This is a genomic window from Cellulophaga omnivescoria (assembly GCF_027915275.1).
GTDB classification, from domain to species: domain Bacteria; phylum Bacteroidota; class Bacteroidia; order Flavobacteriales; family Flavobacteriaceae; genus Cellulophaga; species Cellulophaga omnivescoria.
The window spans coordinates 3,418,998-3,436,235 of sequence record NZ_CP115819.1 but is presented as its reverse complement, the minus strand read 5'-3'; the positions used below and the strand labels follow the sequence as shown (position 1 = coordinate 3,436,235).

At 32.2% G+C, this 17,238-nt stretch carries 18 protein-coding genes and 1 pseudogene; 6 read left to right on the top strand and 13 right to left on the bottom strand.

The genetic code is table 11. The features are described 5' to 3' along the window. Positions 1 to 68: 68 nt before the first annotated feature. The 4 genes from PBN93_RS15205 to tpx are packed head-to-tail and all read right to left on the bottom strand — an operon-like array spanning position 69 to position 4,056. Entirely contained in the window at positions 69 to 710 is a 642-nt protein-coding gene (locus PBN93_RS15205) for a LolA family protein (RefSeq protein WP_271081019.1), read from the bottom strand. Between the two features lie 21 nt (positions 711 to 731). Further along, positions 732 to 3,146: an FtsK/SpoIIIE family DNA translocase gene (locus PBN93_RS15200; protein ID WP_271081018.1), complete on the bottom strand. Its 2,415-nt coding sequence runs from the start codon at positions 3,144 to 3,146 to the stop codon at positions 732 to 734. A gap of 39 nt (positions 3,147 to 3,185) precedes the next feature. Further along, positions 3,186 to 3,557, bottom strand: coding sequence for a diacylglycerol kinase (locus tag PBN93_RS15195; protein ID WP_271081017.1), 372 nt, complete (start codon positions 3,555 to 3,557; stop codon positions 3,186 to 3,188). A gap of 1 nt (position 3,558) precedes the next feature. Then, positions 3,559 to 4,056 (bottom strand): thiol peroxidase, encoded by a 498-nt coding sequence (gene tpx, locus PBN93_RS15190; RefSeq protein WP_077399846.1) that lies wholly within the window; start codon positions 4,054 to 4,056, stop codon positions 3,559 to 3,561. 228 nt (positions 4,057 to 4,284) lie between these two features. On the opposite strand from tpx, the gene PBN93_RS15185 reads away from it, so the two are divergent. Both PBN93_RS15185 and PBN93_RS15180 read left to right on the top strand, forming a co-directional pair. Further along, positions 4,285 to 5,742, top strand: a complete 1,458-nt coding sequence (locus PBN93_RS15185) for a catalase (protein WP_271081016.1) — start codon at positions 4,285 to 4,287, stop codon at positions 5,740 to 5,742. 62 nt (positions 5,743 to 5,804) lie between these two features. Continuing rightward, positions 5,805 to 6,278: an ankyrin repeat domain-containing protein gene (locus PBN93_RS15180; RefSeq protein ID WP_077399840.1), complete on the top strand. Its 474-nt coding sequence runs from the start codon at positions 5,805 to 5,807 to the stop codon at positions 6,276 to 6,278. Between the two features lie 140 nt (positions 6,279 to 6,418). Here the strand turns inward: PBN93_RS15180 and PBN93_RS15175 are convergent, their stop codons facing one another. The 5 genes from PBN93_RS15175 to PBN93_RS15155 all read right to left on the bottom strand — a co-directional run bounded on the left by PBN93_RS15175 (position 6,419) and on the right by PBN93_RS15155 (position 10,693). After that, positions 6,419 to 6,676, bottom strand: a complete 258-nt coding sequence (locus tag PBN93_RS15175; protein ID WP_013622589.1) for a DUF6952 family protein — start codon at positions 6,674 to 6,676, stop codon at positions 6,419 to 6,421. Further along, positions 6,657 to 6,971, bottom strand: a complete 315-nt coding sequence (locus PBN93_RS15170; protein WP_013622588.1) for a thioredoxin family protein — start codon at positions 6,969 to 6,971, stop codon at positions 6,657 to 6,659. The genes PBN93_RS15175 and PBN93_RS15170 overlap by 20 nt, the downstream gene beginning before the upstream one ends. A gap of 7 nt (positions 6,972 to 6,978) precedes the next feature. Further along, on the bottom strand, positions 6,979 to 7,623 hold the full coding sequence (locus PBN93_RS15165) for a peroxiredoxin (RefSeq protein WP_013622587.1): 645 nt from the start codon (positions 7,621 to 7,623) through the stop codon (positions 6,979 to 6,981). Between the two features lie 118 nt (positions 7,624 to 7,741). Further along, positions 7,742 to 9,406 carry a Na+/H+ antiporter NhaC family protein gene (locus PBN93_RS15160; RefSeq protein ID WP_077399834.1) on the bottom strand — a complete coding sequence of 555 codons (1,665 nt, stop codon included), beginning with the start codon at positions 9,404 to 9,406 and terminating at the stop codon, positions 7,742 to 7,744. Between the two features lie 84 nt (positions 9,407 to 9,490). Beyond that, positions 9,491 to 10,693, bottom strand: a complete 1,203-nt coding sequence (locus PBN93_RS15155) for an aminotransferase class I/II-fold pyridoxal phosphate-dependent enzyme (RefSeq protein WP_271081015.1) — start codon at positions 10,691 to 10,693, stop codon at positions 9,491 to 9,493. Between the two features lie 158 nt (positions 10,694 to 10,851). Between PBN93_RS15155 and PBN93_RS15150 the strand changes: the two genes are divergently transcribed. Continuing rightward, positions 10,852 to 11,319: an Lrp/AsnC family transcriptional regulator gene (locus PBN93_RS15150; RefSeq protein ID WP_077399828.1), complete on the top strand. Its 468-nt coding sequence runs from the start codon at positions 10,852 to 10,854 to the stop codon at positions 11,317 to 11,319. A gap of 120 nt (positions 11,320 to 11,439) precedes the next feature. Further along, complete coding sequence (lpdA, locus tag PBN93_RS15145) at positions 11,440 to 12,840, top strand: dihydrolipoyl dehydrogenase (protein ID WP_077399825.1); 1,401 nt, start codon at positions 11,440 to 11,442, stop codon at positions 12,838 to 12,840. Positions 12,841 to 12,898: 58 nt separating this feature from the next. Here lpdA and thiD read toward each other — a convergent pair whose 3' ends face one another. The 4 genes and pseudogenes from thiD to PBN93_RS15125 form a co-directional block, all read right to left on the bottom strand. Beyond that, positions 12,899 to 13,717 carry a bifunctional hydroxymethylpyrimidine kinase/phosphomethylpyrimidine kinase gene (gene thiD, locus PBN93_RS15140; protein ID WP_271081014.1) on the bottom strand — a complete coding sequence of 273 codons (819 nt, stop codon included), beginning with the start codon at positions 13,715 to 13,717 and terminating at the stop codon, positions 12,899 to 12,901. Between the two features lie 142 nt (positions 13,718 to 13,859). Further along, positions 13,860 to 14,063 (bottom strand): CDGSH iron-sulfur domain-containing protein, encoded by a 204-nt coding sequence (locus PBN93_RS16315; RefSeq protein WP_338064778.1) that lies wholly within the window; start codon positions 14,061 to 14,063, stop codon positions 13,860 to 13,862. After that, positions 14,055 to 14,111: pseudogene (locus PBN93_RS15130) on the bottom strand (hypothetical protein); the annotation flags it as partial. The gene PBN93_RS16315 and the pseudogene PBN93_RS15130, both read right to left, overlap by 9 nt. A gap of 38 nt (positions 14,112 to 14,149) precedes the next feature. Next, positions 14,150 to 15,268, bottom strand: a complete 1,119-nt coding sequence (locus PBN93_RS15125; RefSeq protein WP_271081013.1) for a heparan-alpha-glucosaminide N-acetyltransferase domain-containing protein — start codon at positions 15,266 to 15,268, stop codon at positions 14,150 to 14,152. A 124-nt stretch (positions 15,269 to 15,392) separates the two neighbouring features. Between PBN93_RS15125 and PBN93_RS15120 the strand changes: the two genes are divergently transcribed. Both PBN93_RS15120 and PBN93_RS15115 read left to right on the top strand, forming a co-directional pair. Then, on the top strand, positions 15,393 to 15,923 hold the full coding sequence (locus PBN93_RS15120; protein ID WP_271081012.1) for an NADPH-dependent FMN reductase: 531 nt from the start codon (positions 15,393 to 15,395) through the stop codon (positions 15,921 to 15,923). A 9-nt stretch (positions 15,924 to 15,932) separates the two neighbouring features. Continuing rightward, the gene (locus tag PBN93_RS15115; protein WP_077400098.1) at positions 15,933 to 17,237 is read left to right on the top strand and encodes an anthranilate synthase component I family protein; all 1,305 of its coding nucleotides are present in this window, start codon (positions 15,933 to 15,935) and stop codon (positions 17,235 to 17,237) included. Position 17,238 lies beyond the last annotated feature (1 nt).

Here is a 17,238-nt window from a genome sequence, read left to right as displayed (position 1 = left end):
TTGCAAACGAACTGAAAAAGTTAAAAAGAAACTTTGTTAGAATGTAACGATCTAATAATTTCAATGGCTTAATTTCTTATGATATAGTACCCGTTATCTTCGTACTTTTTTAGGTCAAAAGTAAATAAGCTTTTTGATAAAGTTTGATTTGTTTTAAAAGAATTAACAGTAATTGTGGTTTTTGTACCATTATCACCAGTTTCTATAAGGTTGTAAATATGTTTTGTTTCTACATCTATACCTAATAATCTAGATTTAATTTCGGAATTAGAATCTATTGGAATTAATTTTATGTACTGTATTTTTCTTCCGTTAATAGTCTGCAAATTATCCCAAGCATAATTGTGGCCTGTTTTATAAAAAGTTAACATTTTAGAAGGTGTAATTGCGTTATCATCGTTAGATTTATCTTCAATAGTAACTTCTTCGTTATCTGGTACAACTGTATATACTTTTTTACCATCAAACAACTGCATAGAGCCTAAATAGTTAAATAAGTATTTTTCACCTTGCAAAGTAACGTCACCTCTTGTTTCTCTATTTATATTAGCTTCACTATTATGAAGCGAGTGTTTAAAGTCTACAAAAATGTTATCATAACTGGTAACTTTATTATAAACTTGGTCTAATAAAGCTTTTGCCTTAGCGGAATTTTGAGCAAATGATACATTTGCAATTAATATGAATACTAAAACTCCTAATTTTCTCATTGTATTATGATTTGTTAATTGTTATTTTTTTTCGTTTTCTAGTAATTGGTCTAAAGCCAACATATCTGGAACTAAAACTTGCCTTGCTTTACTACCTTCAAAATGACCAACAATACCGGCAGCTTCTAACTGATCTATAATTCTACCTGCTCTGTTGTAACCTAATTTTAATTTTCGTTGTATTAAAGAAGCAGAACCTTGTTGTGCAATTACTATAACTTCTGCAGCTTCTCTAAATAACTTATCACGATCTGCTATGTTATTATCAATACTTGTGCCAGAGTCGTCTGGACCTACATATTCTGGCAGTAAAAGTGCTTCTGCATACGCTCTTTGTGAGCCTATATAACCTGTAATTTTTTCAACTTCTGGAGTATCTACAAAGGCACATTGTACACGTATTACATCATTACCTTGTGTGTAAAGCATATCTCCACGACCTATCAATTGGTCTGCACCTTGTGCGTCTAGTATGGTTCTAGAATCTATTTTAGAGGTTACCCTAAAGGCAATACGTGCTGGGAAATTGGCTTTTATAATACCTGTAATAACATTTACAGATGGTCTTTGTGTAGCTATAATTAGGTGAATACCAATGGCTCTGGCCAATTGCGCTAAACGAGCAATAGGTGTTTCTACCTCTTTACCAGCAGTCATAATTAAATCTGCAAACTCATCTATTACCAATACTATGTATGGTAAAAACATATGTCCGTCATTAGGATTTAATTTACGAGCTTTAAACTTAGCATTGTATTCTTTTAAGTTACGTACCATTGCAGTTTTTAGCAACTCGTACCTATTATCCATCTCAATACAAAGAGAGTTTAATGTATTTATAACTTTTGCATTGTCTGTAATAATGGCATCTTCAGAGTCTGGCAGTTTGGCTAAAAAGTGGCGCTCTATTTTATTAAATAGCGTTAGTTCTACTTTTTTGGGATCTACCAATACAAATTTAACTTCTGCTGGGTGTTTTTTATATAAGAGTGATGTTAATACAGCGTTTAAACCAACAGATTTACCTTGCCCCGTAGCACCTGCCATAAGCAAGTGTGGCATTTTAGCTAAATCTACCACAAGAGTTTCATTACTAATGGTTTTACCAAAGGCAATTGGCAGTTCCATTTCTGCTTTCTGAAATTTTGTGCTAGCAATAACAGAACGCATAGATACAATAGAAGGGTTTTTGTTAGGAACTTCTATACCAATAGTTCCTTTACCAGGTATAGGTGCAATAATACGTATGCCTAATGCAGCTAAAGATAAAGCAATATCATCTTCTAAATTTTTAATTTTAGAAATACGCACACCGGCATCTGGTACAATTTCATACAATGTAACTGTTGGTCCAATAGTGGCTTTAATTTGTGCAATTCCTATTTTGTAGTTTTTAAGAGTTTCTACAATTTTGTTTTTGTTTTCCTCTAATTCCTCTTGGTTAATTGTTATTCCGCCACCTGCTCCGTGTTGATCTAACAAATCTATATGTGGAAATTTGTAGTTTGCTAGCTCTAAAGTAGGATCAAACTCACCAAAATCATCAACTAACTTGTCTGCTAGGTTATCTATTTCTTCTTTTTCTTCGGTAATTTTTTCTACCTCAATATTTAGACTTTCTTCTACGTTTTCTTCATCCTCAGCAACAGTAACCTCAAAATCATCATCATTTGCAGGTACTTCTTCTTTTTCTATTGGAGGTATTTCTTCTTTATGAGTATAAGTATCTACAACAACAGGAGTTTCTTCTACAGTAGCCTCTTCAACTGTTTCTGCCGTTTGCTTTCTTGTAGCATTTGCAGAAGAATTTTCATCATAGTCAGAATTTTTTAACTCATCTGTTAATGCAGCTTTTTTCTGTTTAAAGTATTGTAAGGTGCTTTCTGGAGTAAATTTAAATAGTCTTACTAAAATAAATATCAACCCAAAAATTAAAAGAAGTAGTACACCAATTTTACCAGTATAGTCTTGCAGAAAATCATTCATTTCAAAACCAACTAAACCTCCTAAAAGTGGCCATTTTTCAGCAAAAAAACCAAAAGCTACAGAAAACCATAAAATAAATATTAAGCCCCATATCCATTTTTTAATTAGTCCATTTTTAGGTAGGCTAAAAAATAATGTTAAACCAGATAAAAATAATAAAACAGGAAAAACAAAAGAAGCAACACCAAAGCCTTTGTATAAAAACAAATGTCCAATACTAGCCCCAAATTTATTTAGTAAGTTTTTAGCTTGTTCATTTCTGTTTGCAAATTCAGACAATAAACTTTGGTCATCTTGCCACGTAAAATAAAAAGATGAAAAAGAAAAAAACAGAGCTATAGCAAAAAGCATTATAACACTACCTAACAATATTTTATTTTGTTTAGATAAGCCAAAACTGCGTTTTTGTTTAGGTGTAGTTGCTTTCTTTTTAGTAGTCTTTTTTGCCATTAAATGTGTGTACCTTAATATGTGTAACCTACAAATTGGTTACAAGTTAAAAATTTTTGGGATGTAAATAATGCATCCTATTATAGATGCTGCTATAGAAACAATCATAACAGCACCTGCAGCAACGTCTTTTATAAAGCCTATTTTGGCATCAAACTCTGGTTGTATATAATCTGCTATTTTTTCTATAGCAGTATTTAAGCCTTCTATACCCATAACCAAACCAATAGCAAATATTTGAAGTATCCACTCTGTATTAGATATGTTAAAATAAAAGCCAAAAATGGTAATAATTATACAAATAACAAATTGTACTTTAATACTAGCTTCGGTTTTTAATAATAAAAAAGCACCTTTTAAAGCGTAACCAACGCTACGTATTCTGTTTAATGCAAAATTTTCTTTAGGCATGTTACAATGCTTCTAAAGCCAATTTGTAATTAGGCTCTTCAGTTGTTTCTGCAACTTGTTCTGCGTGTATTACCTTGCCTTCTTCATTTAAAACAACAACAGATCTAGATAATAATGCCTCTAACGGTCCATCTGTAAAAGCAACATTATAGTTTTTTCCAAAGTTACCATCTTTAAAGTCTGATAACATTTCTACATTATTTAACCCTTCTGCACCACAAAAACGTGCTTGAGCAAAAGGTAAATCTTTAGACACACACAAAACAACAGTGTTTTCTAATGTAGAAGCTTCTTTATTAAATTCTCTTACAGATTGTGCGCACGTGCCAGTGTCTACACTAGGAAATATATTTAAAACTACTTTTTTACCTTTGTAGTTGTCTAAGGTAGCGGTAGATAAATCGTTTTTTGTTAACGTAAAATTAGGTGCTGTAGCGCCTACTTGTGGTAAATTACCTATTGTATTTATTTTATTTCCTTTTAAAGTTACTATAGCCATAATGTATGTGTTTTAATTTTGGTGTGAAATTAAAAAATATATAAGTGATATGTAACTATTTTGATAAAAAAGTAATTTCACAAAATATAGGTTGTTTTAATAGGTGTTAATTATGTAATTTTTATTTAGTATAAGATTAATTTATTCTTTGATAAAAACTATCAATTTCTTAACTTATGTTCCATTAGATATTTAACTAATTTTATCTCATTAAAAATTTAGACTGTTATGGAAAATAAAAAACTTACCACATCTGCAGGAGCCCCAGTATCTAATAACCAACGTTCACAAACGGCTGGTGATAGAGGTCCTGTTTTAATGCAAGATTATAAATTATTAGAAAAACTAGCACACCAAAACAGAGAGCGCATACCAGAACGTGTTGTACATGCAAAAGGTTGGGGTGCTATGGGTACTTTTACAGTAACCCATGATATAAGTAAATACACAAGAGCTAAACTGTTTTCGTCTGTAGGTAAAAAAACACCAGTTTTAACGCGTTTTTCTACTGTTGCTGGTGAAATGGGAGCTGCTGATACAGAAAGAGATGTAAGAGGTTTTTCTGTTAAGTTTTATACTGAAGAAGGTAATTGGGATTTAGTAGGTAACAATACTCCAGTTTTCTTTTTAAGAGATGGATACAAATTTCCAGATTTTATACACACTCAAAAAAGACACCCTAAAACAAATTTGCGCTCACCAGAAGCAATGTGGGATTATTGGTCTTTATCACCAGAAAGTTTACACCAAGTAACTATTTTAATGTCTGATAGAGGTATACCAACAACCCCTATGCATATGAACGGTTATGGCTCGCATACATTTAGTTTTTGGAACAATGATGGAGAACGTTTTTGGGTGAAATTTCACTTTAAAACACAACAAGGACATAAGCATTACACAAATGAAGAGTCGGCTAAAATTATTGGTGAAACTAGAGAAAAGTACCAAGAAGAGCTTTTTGGAGCCATAGAAAGAGGAGATTATCCTAAATGGACACTAAAAGTACAGGTAATGCCAGAGGCAGATGCAGAAAAAACACCGTACAATCCGTTTGATTTAACTAAGGTTTGGCCACATGCAGATTATCCGTTAATAGAAGTAGGGGAGTTGGAGTTAAATAAAAACCCAGAAAATTACTGGCAATATATTGAAAATGCAGCTTACTCACCATCTAACATAGTACCAGGAATTGGTTTTTCTCCAGATAAGGTTTTGCAAGCCCGTATTTTTTCATACGCAGATGCACATAGGTATAGACTAGGTACGCACTACGAGGCATTACCAGCAAATGCTCCTAAATCTGAAGTAAACCATTACCATAAAGATGGTTCTATGCGTTTCTTTACAAATGATTTTGGAAATCCAGATGCTTATTATGAGCCAAACAGTAAAGGAGGAGCTGTAGAAGACCCAACTGTAGAAGAACCACCAATGAAAATTAGTGGTGACGCTAAACGTTATGAAGAAAATGACACTTATGGCGAGTACAAACAGCCAGGTGATTTATTTAGGATGTTTAATGATGACCAAAAAAATAGATTATTTAATAATATAGCTGCAGCAATGCAAGGTGTTTCTATGGAAATAATAGAGCGCCAGTTGGTTCATTTTGATAAAGCAGATCCTGAGTATGGTAATGGAGTACGTAAAGCTTTGGGTATTTCTGAACTAGAAAATTACTAAAAAATAAAATTGTTTAATTGGGGATAAGCAGTGGTGCTTATCCCTTTTTTTATAGCTATAAAATGACAGAAACAACAACAGCATTTTTTAATGCAATACGAGAAGAGAATACAGAAGAAGTAATAAAAATGTTAAAAGAGAACCCAGAATTAGTATCTGTAAAAGATGCACGTGGTTCTACACCTTTAATTTTAGCAACTTATTATAACTATTTAGATATAGCTAAGGTTTTACTAGATAACCACGCACCAATAGATGATAAGGATGCCTCTGGCAATACGGCTTTAATGGGCGTCTGTTTTAAAGGTTTTGATGCAATTGCAGCATATTTAATTGAAAAAGGAGCAGATGTAAACGCTGTAAATTTATCTGGAGCTACACCTTTAATTTACGCAGCTACATTTAACAGACAATCTATTATTAAAATGTTATTAGATAAAAATGCAGATAAAACTGTAGCAGACCAAAGAGGAAACACAGCTTTAGATCATGCAAAAATGCAAGGATTAAGCGATTTAGAATCGCTTTTAGTGTAAAAGTTAAAGCAATAAATATAAAACCTCTAAAGTTTTACTTTGGAGGTTTTTTTGTGCATTTAAGCAGGTCTATGAAAAAGAAAAAGCCACAATTCTAATTAAAGAATAGTGGCTTTTATTATGGAACAGTATGTACTGTTTTATTTATCTATAGAACCTAATACACGTTTCATAAACCCGTTTAATGCTTCTTTTTCTGGTACACCTTCTTTAATAGATTTTTGTACCTCAATAGCACCATACATGTTAGAAATTAGTTCTCCAATAACATCTAGTTCTTCATCTTTAAGAGAAGAAACTTCTGTTAGCGCCTCTAAGGTTTCAATTGTTTCAAGAACGTAATCTTCATCGTTCTCTTTTATAAAACCTGTAAGGTGTTTAATTACTGGCAATTTCATGTACTAATTCTTTTAAAACATCATATTTATTAGTCTGCGTCTGGTTTTTAATACTTCCGTTTTCAAAAGTTGCAAACGTAGGTAAATTGTCTACATTGGCTAATTTTCTAGATTCCGGAAATTTTTCAGCATCAGCTAAAATAAATGTAATGTCTTCGTTAGCGGCAGCCTCTTTTTTAAATTTAGGCTTCATTATTCTACAGTTTCCACACCATGTAGCAGAGTATTGCACAACCACTTTTTTGTGCTCAGCAATTAATTCTGCTAAATTGTCGTTTTCTAGTTCTAGTAACATACTAAAATTAGTTTACGTTAGATGCTAAATACTCTGCAGTACCTTTAGCGTTAGCTTGCATAGCTTCTTTACCTTCTTCCCAGTTTGCAGGACAAACTTCACCTTTTTCTTGTACGTGTGTGTAAGCGTCTACTAAACGTAAAAACTCATTTACATTTCTTCCTAAAGGCATATGGTTTATTCCTTCGTGAAAAACAGTACCTTCTTCGTCAATTAAGTAAGTAGCTCTGTACGTAACATTATCACCATCTACAGTAACAACACCAGTTTCATCATTATAAGTTTCGTTAGAAATATCTAAGATACCTAATGTAGATGCTAAATTTCTGTTGCTATCTGCTAAAATTGGGTAAGTAACACCTTCTATACCACCATTATCTTTTGGAGTATTTAACCAAGCAAAGTGTACTTCTGGAGTATCACAAGAAGCTCCAATTACTATTGTGTTTCTTTTTTCAAATTCTGCTAATGCAGACTGAAAAGCGTGTAATTCCGTTGGACATACAAAAGTAAAATCTTTAGGGTACCAGAATAATAATACTTTTTTATTATTGTTCTTAGCTTCTTCCAAAATATTTAATTTGAAAGTATCACCCATTTCATTCATTGCGTTAACAGTTAAATCTGGGAATTTTTTTCCTACAAAAGCCATCTATTTTTTATTTAAGGTTATACATTTTGTTACTGCAAATATAACCTACAAATATGCTTTTTTAGATTAATAAAATTTTAATTCTTTATAGGAGAATAAAGATTCTTTATGTTAAAATTTATTTAGCACGTAACTGTCTAATTTTTACATTTAATGCAGCAAATAATAATGTAGTAAACGGACTTAACCAGTTAAACATAGCGTAAATAAAATACTCACCAACACCAACGCCCAAAACACTAGATTGGTAAGCTCCGCAGGTGTTCCACGGGATTAATACAGAGGTTACTGTACCAGAATCTTCTAAGGTTCTACTTAAGTTTTCAGGAGCAAGACCTTTGTCTTCGTAAGCTTTTTTAAACATTTTACCAGGAATAACAATAGCTAAATATTGGTCACTAGCTATTGCATTTAATCCTAAGCAACTAGCAACAGTACTAGCAAATAGTCCAAATGTAGATTTTGCTACAGATAAAAGTGCTTTAGTAATTCTTGACAAGGCTCCAATGCCATCCATAATACCACCAAAAACCATTGCGCAACATATTAGCAAAATAGTCCAAAGCATACCATTAATTCCTTCAGCGCTAAATAGTTTGCGTAGTCTTTTTTTGGTAATTAATTTGTCTAGGTTATCTGCTATGTTTGCTAAACTTGCTTTGTCTGCTGTGCTATTGGTAAAAACAGCAGCTAAATCTTTTTTAGTGTAAATGCCTTCTACATCATCTTCAGTAAAAACATTAGACAAATCATTATGTTCCTTAATAATAGCTAATTCTTTTGCAGATAATTTAGCAAGCTCTTCACTGTCATCAATACTCACGTTGGTATCTGTTAAAACAGCTGTAACAATAGCATTTGTTTTAGAATCTGCTAACCCATCTAATAATTTTGGCTGAAAAATAAAAGCAAAAACAATGGCTAAACCAACACCAGAAAGTAATGCAACCAAAGGTTTAGTTTTTAATAAAATAAGAGTAACAACCGCCACTGGTACTATAAATAATAGAGGTGTAATAGTAAAATTAGCATCTATAGTATCCAAAATAAAGGCAATATCTGTAGTGCCATTTGTATCTATATTTGCACTTAAAATACTAAAAAATATAAGTGTAACTATAAGCGTTGGCACTGTTGTAATAGTCATATATTTAATATGTGTAAACAAATCTGTGCCAGCCATAGCAGGAGCAAGGTTTGTTGTATCACTCAAAGGAGACATTTTATCTCCAAAATACGCTCCAGATATTACAGCGCCGGCAATCATTCCTGGGTTAATACCTAAGGCAGAACCAATACCAACTAAAGCAATACCAACCGTAGCAGAGGTAGTCCAGCTACTACCAGTAGCAATTGAAATTATAGCTGCAATAATAACAGAAGCAGGTAAAAATATACTAGGGTTTAAAACTTGTAATCCATAATAAACCATAGCAGGTATTATACCGCTAACAAGCCAAGTACCTGCTAGCGCCCCAACCATTACTAATATTAATATAGGTATAAAAACACTTTTTAAGTTTTCCCAAACTTCTTTACCCATTGTAGTAAAAGATGTCTTATTGTAAAGACCTACAAATGCAGCAACAGCACCACCAATTAAAAGTATAATTTGATTGGTGTAAGCACCAAACCATTCTTGACCGTCAACAAAAAAAATGTTATAAGCCAAAAGCGACATTAATATGATAACCGGAATTAAAGCTTCAAAGAAATTTAATTCGTTATTTTCTACAACATGCTCATTTTTAGGATCTGAGGTGCTTAAGTTTTGGTTTTGCATTAAGTTTAGTTAGTTAATTACCTTGTAATATTACAATTTTGGAGCGTTTCTTGCAAGTTTTATAGCTTTATACTGTTGGTTGTTTTAAGATAAAATACCTAAGTCTATCATACACTTTTTTATCATATTATAGGTTCTTTCTATGTCATTATCTAACCCTATTGATAATCTAATTAATCCGTTAGAAAGTCCCATTTGTTCTTGCTCTTCCATTGGTATTTCTGAAGAGGTGGATGTGCCTGGAGCACTAAAAAGTGTTTTGTAAAAGCCTAAACTAACTGCTAAATATCCTAAGTTACGTTCTTGCATAAGCTCCATTAATGCATTTGCTTTGTCTAAAGAGCCCACGTCTAATGTCATAATACCACCAAAACCATATTCTGCAACCATTTGTTGTTTCATTTTAGAATGACTAGGGTGTGATGCTAACCCAGGGTAAACAACACGTAAACCATCTTTTTCAAAGTTCTGAGATAAGTATAATGCATTTTCACTATGCTTTTTTATTCTGATGTGTAGCGTTCTCATATTTTTTAAAATAGATGCAGCTCTGTAACTATCTAAAGTGCTACCTAAAAGCATTGCAGCACCATTATTTACATCTTTTAAACTGGCACAAAAATCTGTAGTGCCACAAACAACACCTGCAACAGTATCACTAGTACCGTTAATAAACTTGGTTAAACTATGTATTACAATATTAGCGCCTAACTTGGCCGGAAGAATAGATAATGGAGAAAACGTATTATCTACAACAAGCGGTATATTATGTTTTTTTGCTAATGCCGCCAATGCCTTAATATCAGCTATTTCTAACAACGGATTACTAACAGCCTCACAGTAAATCATTTTTGTTTTAGGTGTAATTGCGTTTTCAACAGCTTCTATAGCAGTAACGTCTACAAAAGATGTGTCTACATTAAACTTTTTTACAAAGTTTTTTAAAAAAGCATAGGTTCCACCATAAATGGTTCTACTACTCACTAAATGGTCGCCCGCATTGCAAAGTTGTAATATAACAGATGTTATAGCGCCCATTCCGCTAGCATAAACATTAGCATTTTCTGTACCTTCTAAAGCAGCTAAAGCTTCAGCTAAATAAAGGTTAGAGGGTGAGGAGTGTCTGCTGTACAGGTAACAGCCTTCTGTGTTTCCTTCAAAAGTATCAGACATTGTTTTGGCAGATATAAATGTGTAGGTAGATGAGTCTGATATGGAAGGGTTAACACCTCCAAATTCTCCAAAATATTGTAAATCTAATATGTTGTCTGATGATTTATAATCCATTATACTAAAATTTAGGTTGTTAATAATGCATTAAATGTATTTTTTAGTAGTTAGATTGTCAATATATTTTAAAATTTGATTAAAATAAAACTATTAATTTTAAAATTTTTAGATTTTTATTCTATTTTTAGGGATAATTACTTCAATTCTATGAAAAAATGGCAAATTTTGATGAAACAGATGTTAAGTTACTAGCGCTTTTACAAAACGATTGTAAAAAAACAACCAAAGAATATGCATTGCACTTAAACTTGTCTGTTACTGCTGTTTATGAGCGTATTAAGCGTTTAGAGCGCACAGGTATTATTACAAAATATGTAGCTTTAATTGATAAAAAAACAGTAAAACGTTCTTTTGTTGTTCTGTGTCATATAAAGCTAATACAACATTCAAAAGAGTTTTTAATGCAATTTGAAAAAGAGGTACAAAAGTTAAAAGAAGTAGGTGAGTGTTACCATGTTAGTGGAGATTACGATTATATTTTAAAAGTGTACGTAGAGAATATGGAGGCTTTTAGAGACTTTATGGTAACCAAGCTCACGGTATTAAACCATATTGGTAGTACGCAAAGTTCTTTTGTAATAAATGAAGTAAAACATACTACGGCCATAGAAGTTGGCGTTTAACATATGTGTTTTTACACACTAAAACGCTAAAAAATTGTTATAATAAAAATAGGAAGGTCTTATAATTTCCTAACCACAAAAAATAGTGCTAATTTTACAACTTTAATCAAAGAAAAATATATGAATTCATATGATGTTGCCGTAATTGGCTCAGGTCCTGGAGGGTATGTTGCAGCTATACGTTGCGCACAATTAGGAATGAAAACAGCAATAATAGAGAAATACTCAACTTTAGGTGGTACATGTTTAAATGTAGGCTGTATTCCTTCTAAGGCGTTGTTAGACTCTTCTCATCATTATGAAGATGCCGTAAAGCATTTTGAAGAGCACGGAATTGATATTCCTGGCGAAATTAAAATCAATTTAGAGAAAATGATTTCTCGTAAACAAGCAGTTGTAGACCAAACAACTGGTGGTATTGATTTTTTAATGAAAAAAAATAAAATAGATGTTTACGTAGGTACTGGTTCTTTTAAAGATGCTACGCATATTTCTATTGTAGGTGAGGAAACTACAGAAATTGAAGCTAAACATACAATTATAGCAACTGGTAGTAAACCATCTACTTTGCCATTTATAAAATTAGATAAAGAACGTATTATAACTTCTACAGAAGCTTTAAAATTAAAAGAAGTACCTAAGCACCTTATTGTTATTGGTGGCGGTGTAATTGGTTTGGAGTTAGGGCAAGTATACAAAAGATTAGGAGCAGAAGTATCTGTTGTTGAGTATATGGACCGCATTGTACCAACTATGGATAAAGGCGTGTCTAAAGAATTAAACAAAGTTTTAAAGAAACAGAAGTTTAAAATGAACTTGTCTCACAAGGTAAAATCTGTAGAGCGCAATGGTGATGAAGTTATTGTAAAGGCTGATAATAAAAAAGGCGAAGAAGTTACATTTACAGGAGATTACTGTTTGGTAGCAGTTGGTAGACATGCATATACAGATGGTTTAAATGCAGAAGCTGCTGGTGTTAAATTAACAGACAGAGGTTTGGTAGATGTTAATGAGCATTTACAAACAAGCGCTTCTAATATTTACGCTATTGGTGATGTAATTAAAGGAGCTATGTTAGCACACAAGGCAGAAGAAGAAGGTACTTTTGTTGCAGAAACTATAGCAGGACAAAAACCACATATAGATTACAATTTAATTCCTGGCGTTGTGTACACTTGGCCAGAAGTTGCTGCTGTTGGTAAAACTGAAGAGCAATTAAAAGAAGCTGGTGTTGATTATAAGGTTGGTCAGTTTCCTATGCGTGCTTTAGGTAGATCTAGAGCTAGTATGGATTTAGACGGATTTGTAAAAGTACTTGCTGATAAAAATACAGACGAAATTTTAGGTGTACATATGGTTGGTGCACGTGCAGCAGATATGATTGCTGAAGCTGTTGTTGCTATGGAATATAGAGCTAGTGCAGAAGATGTGTCTAGAATGTCTCATGCTCACCCAACGTTTACAGAAGCTATTAAGGAAGCGGCTTTAGCTGCTACAGGAGATAGAGCTTTACATATTTAAGCTCTTATAATAAAATAATATAAAAAAGGCTGCTCTTATGAGCAGCTTTTTTTGTTTTTTAATATAGTTTGTAAAAATGGTCTACAGGACCATTTCCTTTACCTAATTCTTTGCCTTTACCTGCAACAATAGCTTGGTGTGTGTAAGTAATTCCTTTTTGTACCGCATCTTTTAAAGTATTACCCAACGCTAAATGTGTAGCAATAGCAGAAGATAAAGTGCAGCCTGTACCGTGTGTATTTTTGGTATCTATTTGTGTTTTAGAAAAATTATGTAAGCTATCTGTATCATACACATATAAAACATCCATTAGAGAAGTACAATTTTCTAAATGTCCGCCTTTAAGTAAAACAGATGTTTTATAGGTTTTTCCTATTTTTTTTGCCATTTTGGGCATATTGTCAGGAGAAATAGTATCAATATCTAATAAAATTAATGCTTCTGGTATATTTGGTGTAAGTAAAGTTGCCATTGGCAAAAGCAATTTTAAAGCATCTAAGGCAGAATTATCTAATAAATTATGACCAGATGAAGCCACCATAACTGGATCTATAACAATAGGTATATCTTTGTATTCTTGTAGAGTTTCTGTTACAGTTTTTATAATTTGTGAAGATTGCAACATTCCTATTTTTATAGCTCCAACATTAATATCACTAAGTACAGTAACTATTTGGTTTTTAATTTCATTAGTTGGTATTGGGTAAATGGCATTTACACCAAGTGTATTTTGTGCTGTAATAGCTGTAATTGCAGTAGTTGCAAAACCCCCGTTTGCGCTTATACTTTTTATATCTGCCTGTATACCAGCGCAACCGCCAGAGTCGCTCCCAGCAATTGTTAGTACAGTGTTGTAAATGGTAGTAGTGTTTTTCATTTGTAATGTTAATAATAAGTTTGCAAAGCTATGTAATTTGTAGACTTTGCGCTAGACTGTTCTGTATTAACATACGCACAAAACAACAAAAAAGCCCTTAAGAGTTTTACATAAGGACTTTTTTCTTTGTGTTAAGTGTTGGCTATTTATGAGATCCGTCGCAAAAAGGAGGGTTACTCGTTAGCTTACATGTACACATATTGTATGTTTTTGTTTCCTCTACAGAAAAACGCATAGACGGTGTTGCATTATGCGCTCTATGCGATCCATCACAAAAAGGTTGGTTACTACTGTGTGCACAAGTACACCAACCGTAATTTTTATCTTTTTCTAATTCTACTTTAATAGGAGAGTATTTTTTTTCGTTGCTCATTTTTATAGTTATTTGGCTGTAAACATAGCGTAAAACTAAGCATCAAAAAATAGTAAAACTTAATTTTTAGCTAGTCTAAATAGTTTTAACACTCCTAACTTTATCTTCTGCAGTGTAGCTTTTATTTTAACTTCATAAGTATCATACAATAAAGCTAAATATGTACAACTAATCATAAATAAAATAGCTCCAATTATGGCTGTTGCTGGGTGTAAAGAATATTTTAAGTAGTGGTAAATTCCAAGTCCAGTAAAGCTACCGTATAATATAATAAAATGTATAACGTAAATGGCTAAGGTGTTTTGCCCTATCCTTAAAACTACTTTATTGGTTAAAAAAGAGCGCAGCATCATAAATAAAGAAAAAATAATAAGTACGTCTCCAAGTCTAATAAACAAGTAGTTATTGGTATACACAGCATATAAAAAGTTACTGCCTGTAACATCACAAATAAATGCAAACATTGGTGATGATCCAAAAATTAAAAACAACCCTAAAGTTGTACAAATAAGTATAGCAGTTAGGTATAAATGCTTGTAGTTTTTGAATTTGGTAAATAACATAGCCATAAACGCACCAAAAGTAGCATATCCAAACCAAGGAATAATGGTAAATACAGAACCGTATAGTTTGGTAATATAATTTGCTATGGCTTTAGGTAAATAGGTGTGTGGTAGTTTATCATAACTAGGTTCATATAAAAATAAAACTAATGTTATGCAAAGCAAAATAGTAGCAAATACAATTGGTTTAGTTTTACTGGTAAGCAAATACAATGCAATAATACCTAAAATAGAAAATCCTATACAATGTAATACATCTACATAATAAAAAGAGTCGTACAGTTTTGCAAAAAGCACGCTAAACAGGTTCATTCTAAGTAAATAGCCTATTAAAATTAATTGCAGTCCACGTTTAATTCCTTTTTTAACTCGCGGATTTTTTAAACCAATTTTATTGCCTTTAACCAGCAAATATGTAAATATAAAGCCCGATACGGTAAAAAAAACAGGAGCAGTCATTCCTCTAAAGTAACTCCAAATTGCATAAGGCAAAATGGTTTTGTCACGGTATTCAAAATCTAATAATCCGTCTATAAAATGACCTTGTAACATCATTAAAATAGCCCAAGCACGCATTGCGTCTATAAAGTATAATCTATTGGTTTTCTTCTCCATTGGTGGTTATAAAAAAGCTATGTGCTTGTTTTACAGTTGGTTTTATTATTTTCGTCTGCAAAATTAGCTAAAATGCTCGCAAATGATTGTTATTTACGGTATTTTCGTTAAAAACTATTTAAAAATGAGTAATATTTTAGCTTTTGCCGGAAGTAATAGTAGTACTTCTATAAATTACAAATTGGCTACATATACCGCTAGTCTTTTGGGTGATAATTCTATTACTTTATTAGATATGTCTAAGGTTAATATTCCTATGTATAGTGAAGATGCAGAAAAAAATGATGGTTTTTCTGCAGAACTAAAAAAGGTAAATAGCGCAATTGCAAGTGCAGATGCTTTAGTAATAGCGGTAAATGAGCACAATAGTGGGTTATCTTCTTTTTTTAAAAATTTAATAGACTGGCTTTCTAGGCTAGATCGTAATTTTTTAGAAGATAAAAAAGTACTTTTACTATCAACTTCTCCTGGTAAAAGAGGCGCAATTAGTGCAATGGAACAAGCAAAAGGTGTATTGCCACGCTTTGGAGCAGAAATAGTTGGTAGCTTTTCGTTGCCTTCTTTTTATGATAATTTTAAAGAAGATGTTTTTGTAGCATCTAATTTAAAGACCGAATACCAGACAGTTATAAATCAATTTTTAGCTAAATTATAAACCATGCCATTGCGCAAATCTTTTTCTTTTACGGTTGATGATGTACAGGAATTTAAATCAAAATTACTCATCTGGAGCCAGCAATTTTACGAGCTTGTTTGGTTAGATAGTAATTTGCATAAAGACAAATACAGTTCTGTAGACGGATTATTGGCTGTAGATGCCTTAACCGCATTGTCTACAGATAGTTTTAATGCTTTTGAGGATTTAAAAACCTACCAGTCTGAAACAAAAGATTGGATTTTTGGTTATTTAACGTACGATTTAAAAAATACTACAGAACGTTTAAAATCTGAAAATTTTGATGGTTTACAGTTTCCAGAATTATACTTTTTTCAACCCAAAAAAATTATAAAAATACAGGGGAATACTGTGCTTTTTATGTATTTAAATATGGTTGATGATGAAATTGAGCCAGATTTTAATGAAATTGCTAACATAAAACTTAAGAAAGAAAAGAAGTTAAAAGAAAAAAACATACATATTAAAATGAGAATCTTTAAAGATGATTATTTTAGTAGGGTAGGTAAAATGCTTCAAAAAATACAAAGAGGAGATATTTATGAGGCTAATTTTTGCCAAGAGTTTTATGCAGAAAATACAATCATTAATCCTTTAGAAACTTTTAATCAATTAAATAAAATATCAAAAGCTCCTTTTTCTGTTTTCTTAAAATTAAACGATAAATATTTGGCCTCTGCATCACCAGAGCGGTATATAAAAAAAGTAGGAACAAAGGTAATTTCTCAACCAATAAAAGGTACAGCAAAAAGATCTTTAAACAAATTTGAAGATGAAGATTTACGAGCAAACTTAAGTGCAGATGAAAAGGAAAGAGCAGAGAATATAATGATTGTAGATTTGGTACGTAATGATTTGTCTAAAAGTGCATTAAAAGGTAGTGTTACTGTAGAGGAATTATGTAAAGTGTATACCTATAATCAAGTACATCAAATGATTTCAACAATTACTTCAAGTGTTGAAAAAGATAAGAATGTAGTAGATATTATAAAAGAAACGTTCCCAATGGGAAGTATGACAGGCGCTCCAAAGGTCTCTGCAATGCAAATAATAGAAGAATTAGAAGCTACAAAAAGAGGATTGTATAGTGGTACCGTTGGGTATTTTACGCCAGAACAAGATTTTGATTTTAATGTGGTTATACGTAGTATTTTGTATAATGCCACAGAAAAATACGTGTCGTTTTCTGTTGGTGGTGCTATAACAGCAAAAGCCAGTCCAGAAAAGGAGTATGAAGAGTGCTTACTTAAAGCAAAAGCAATGAGACAAGTTTTAGAGGGTAAAGTATCTTAAA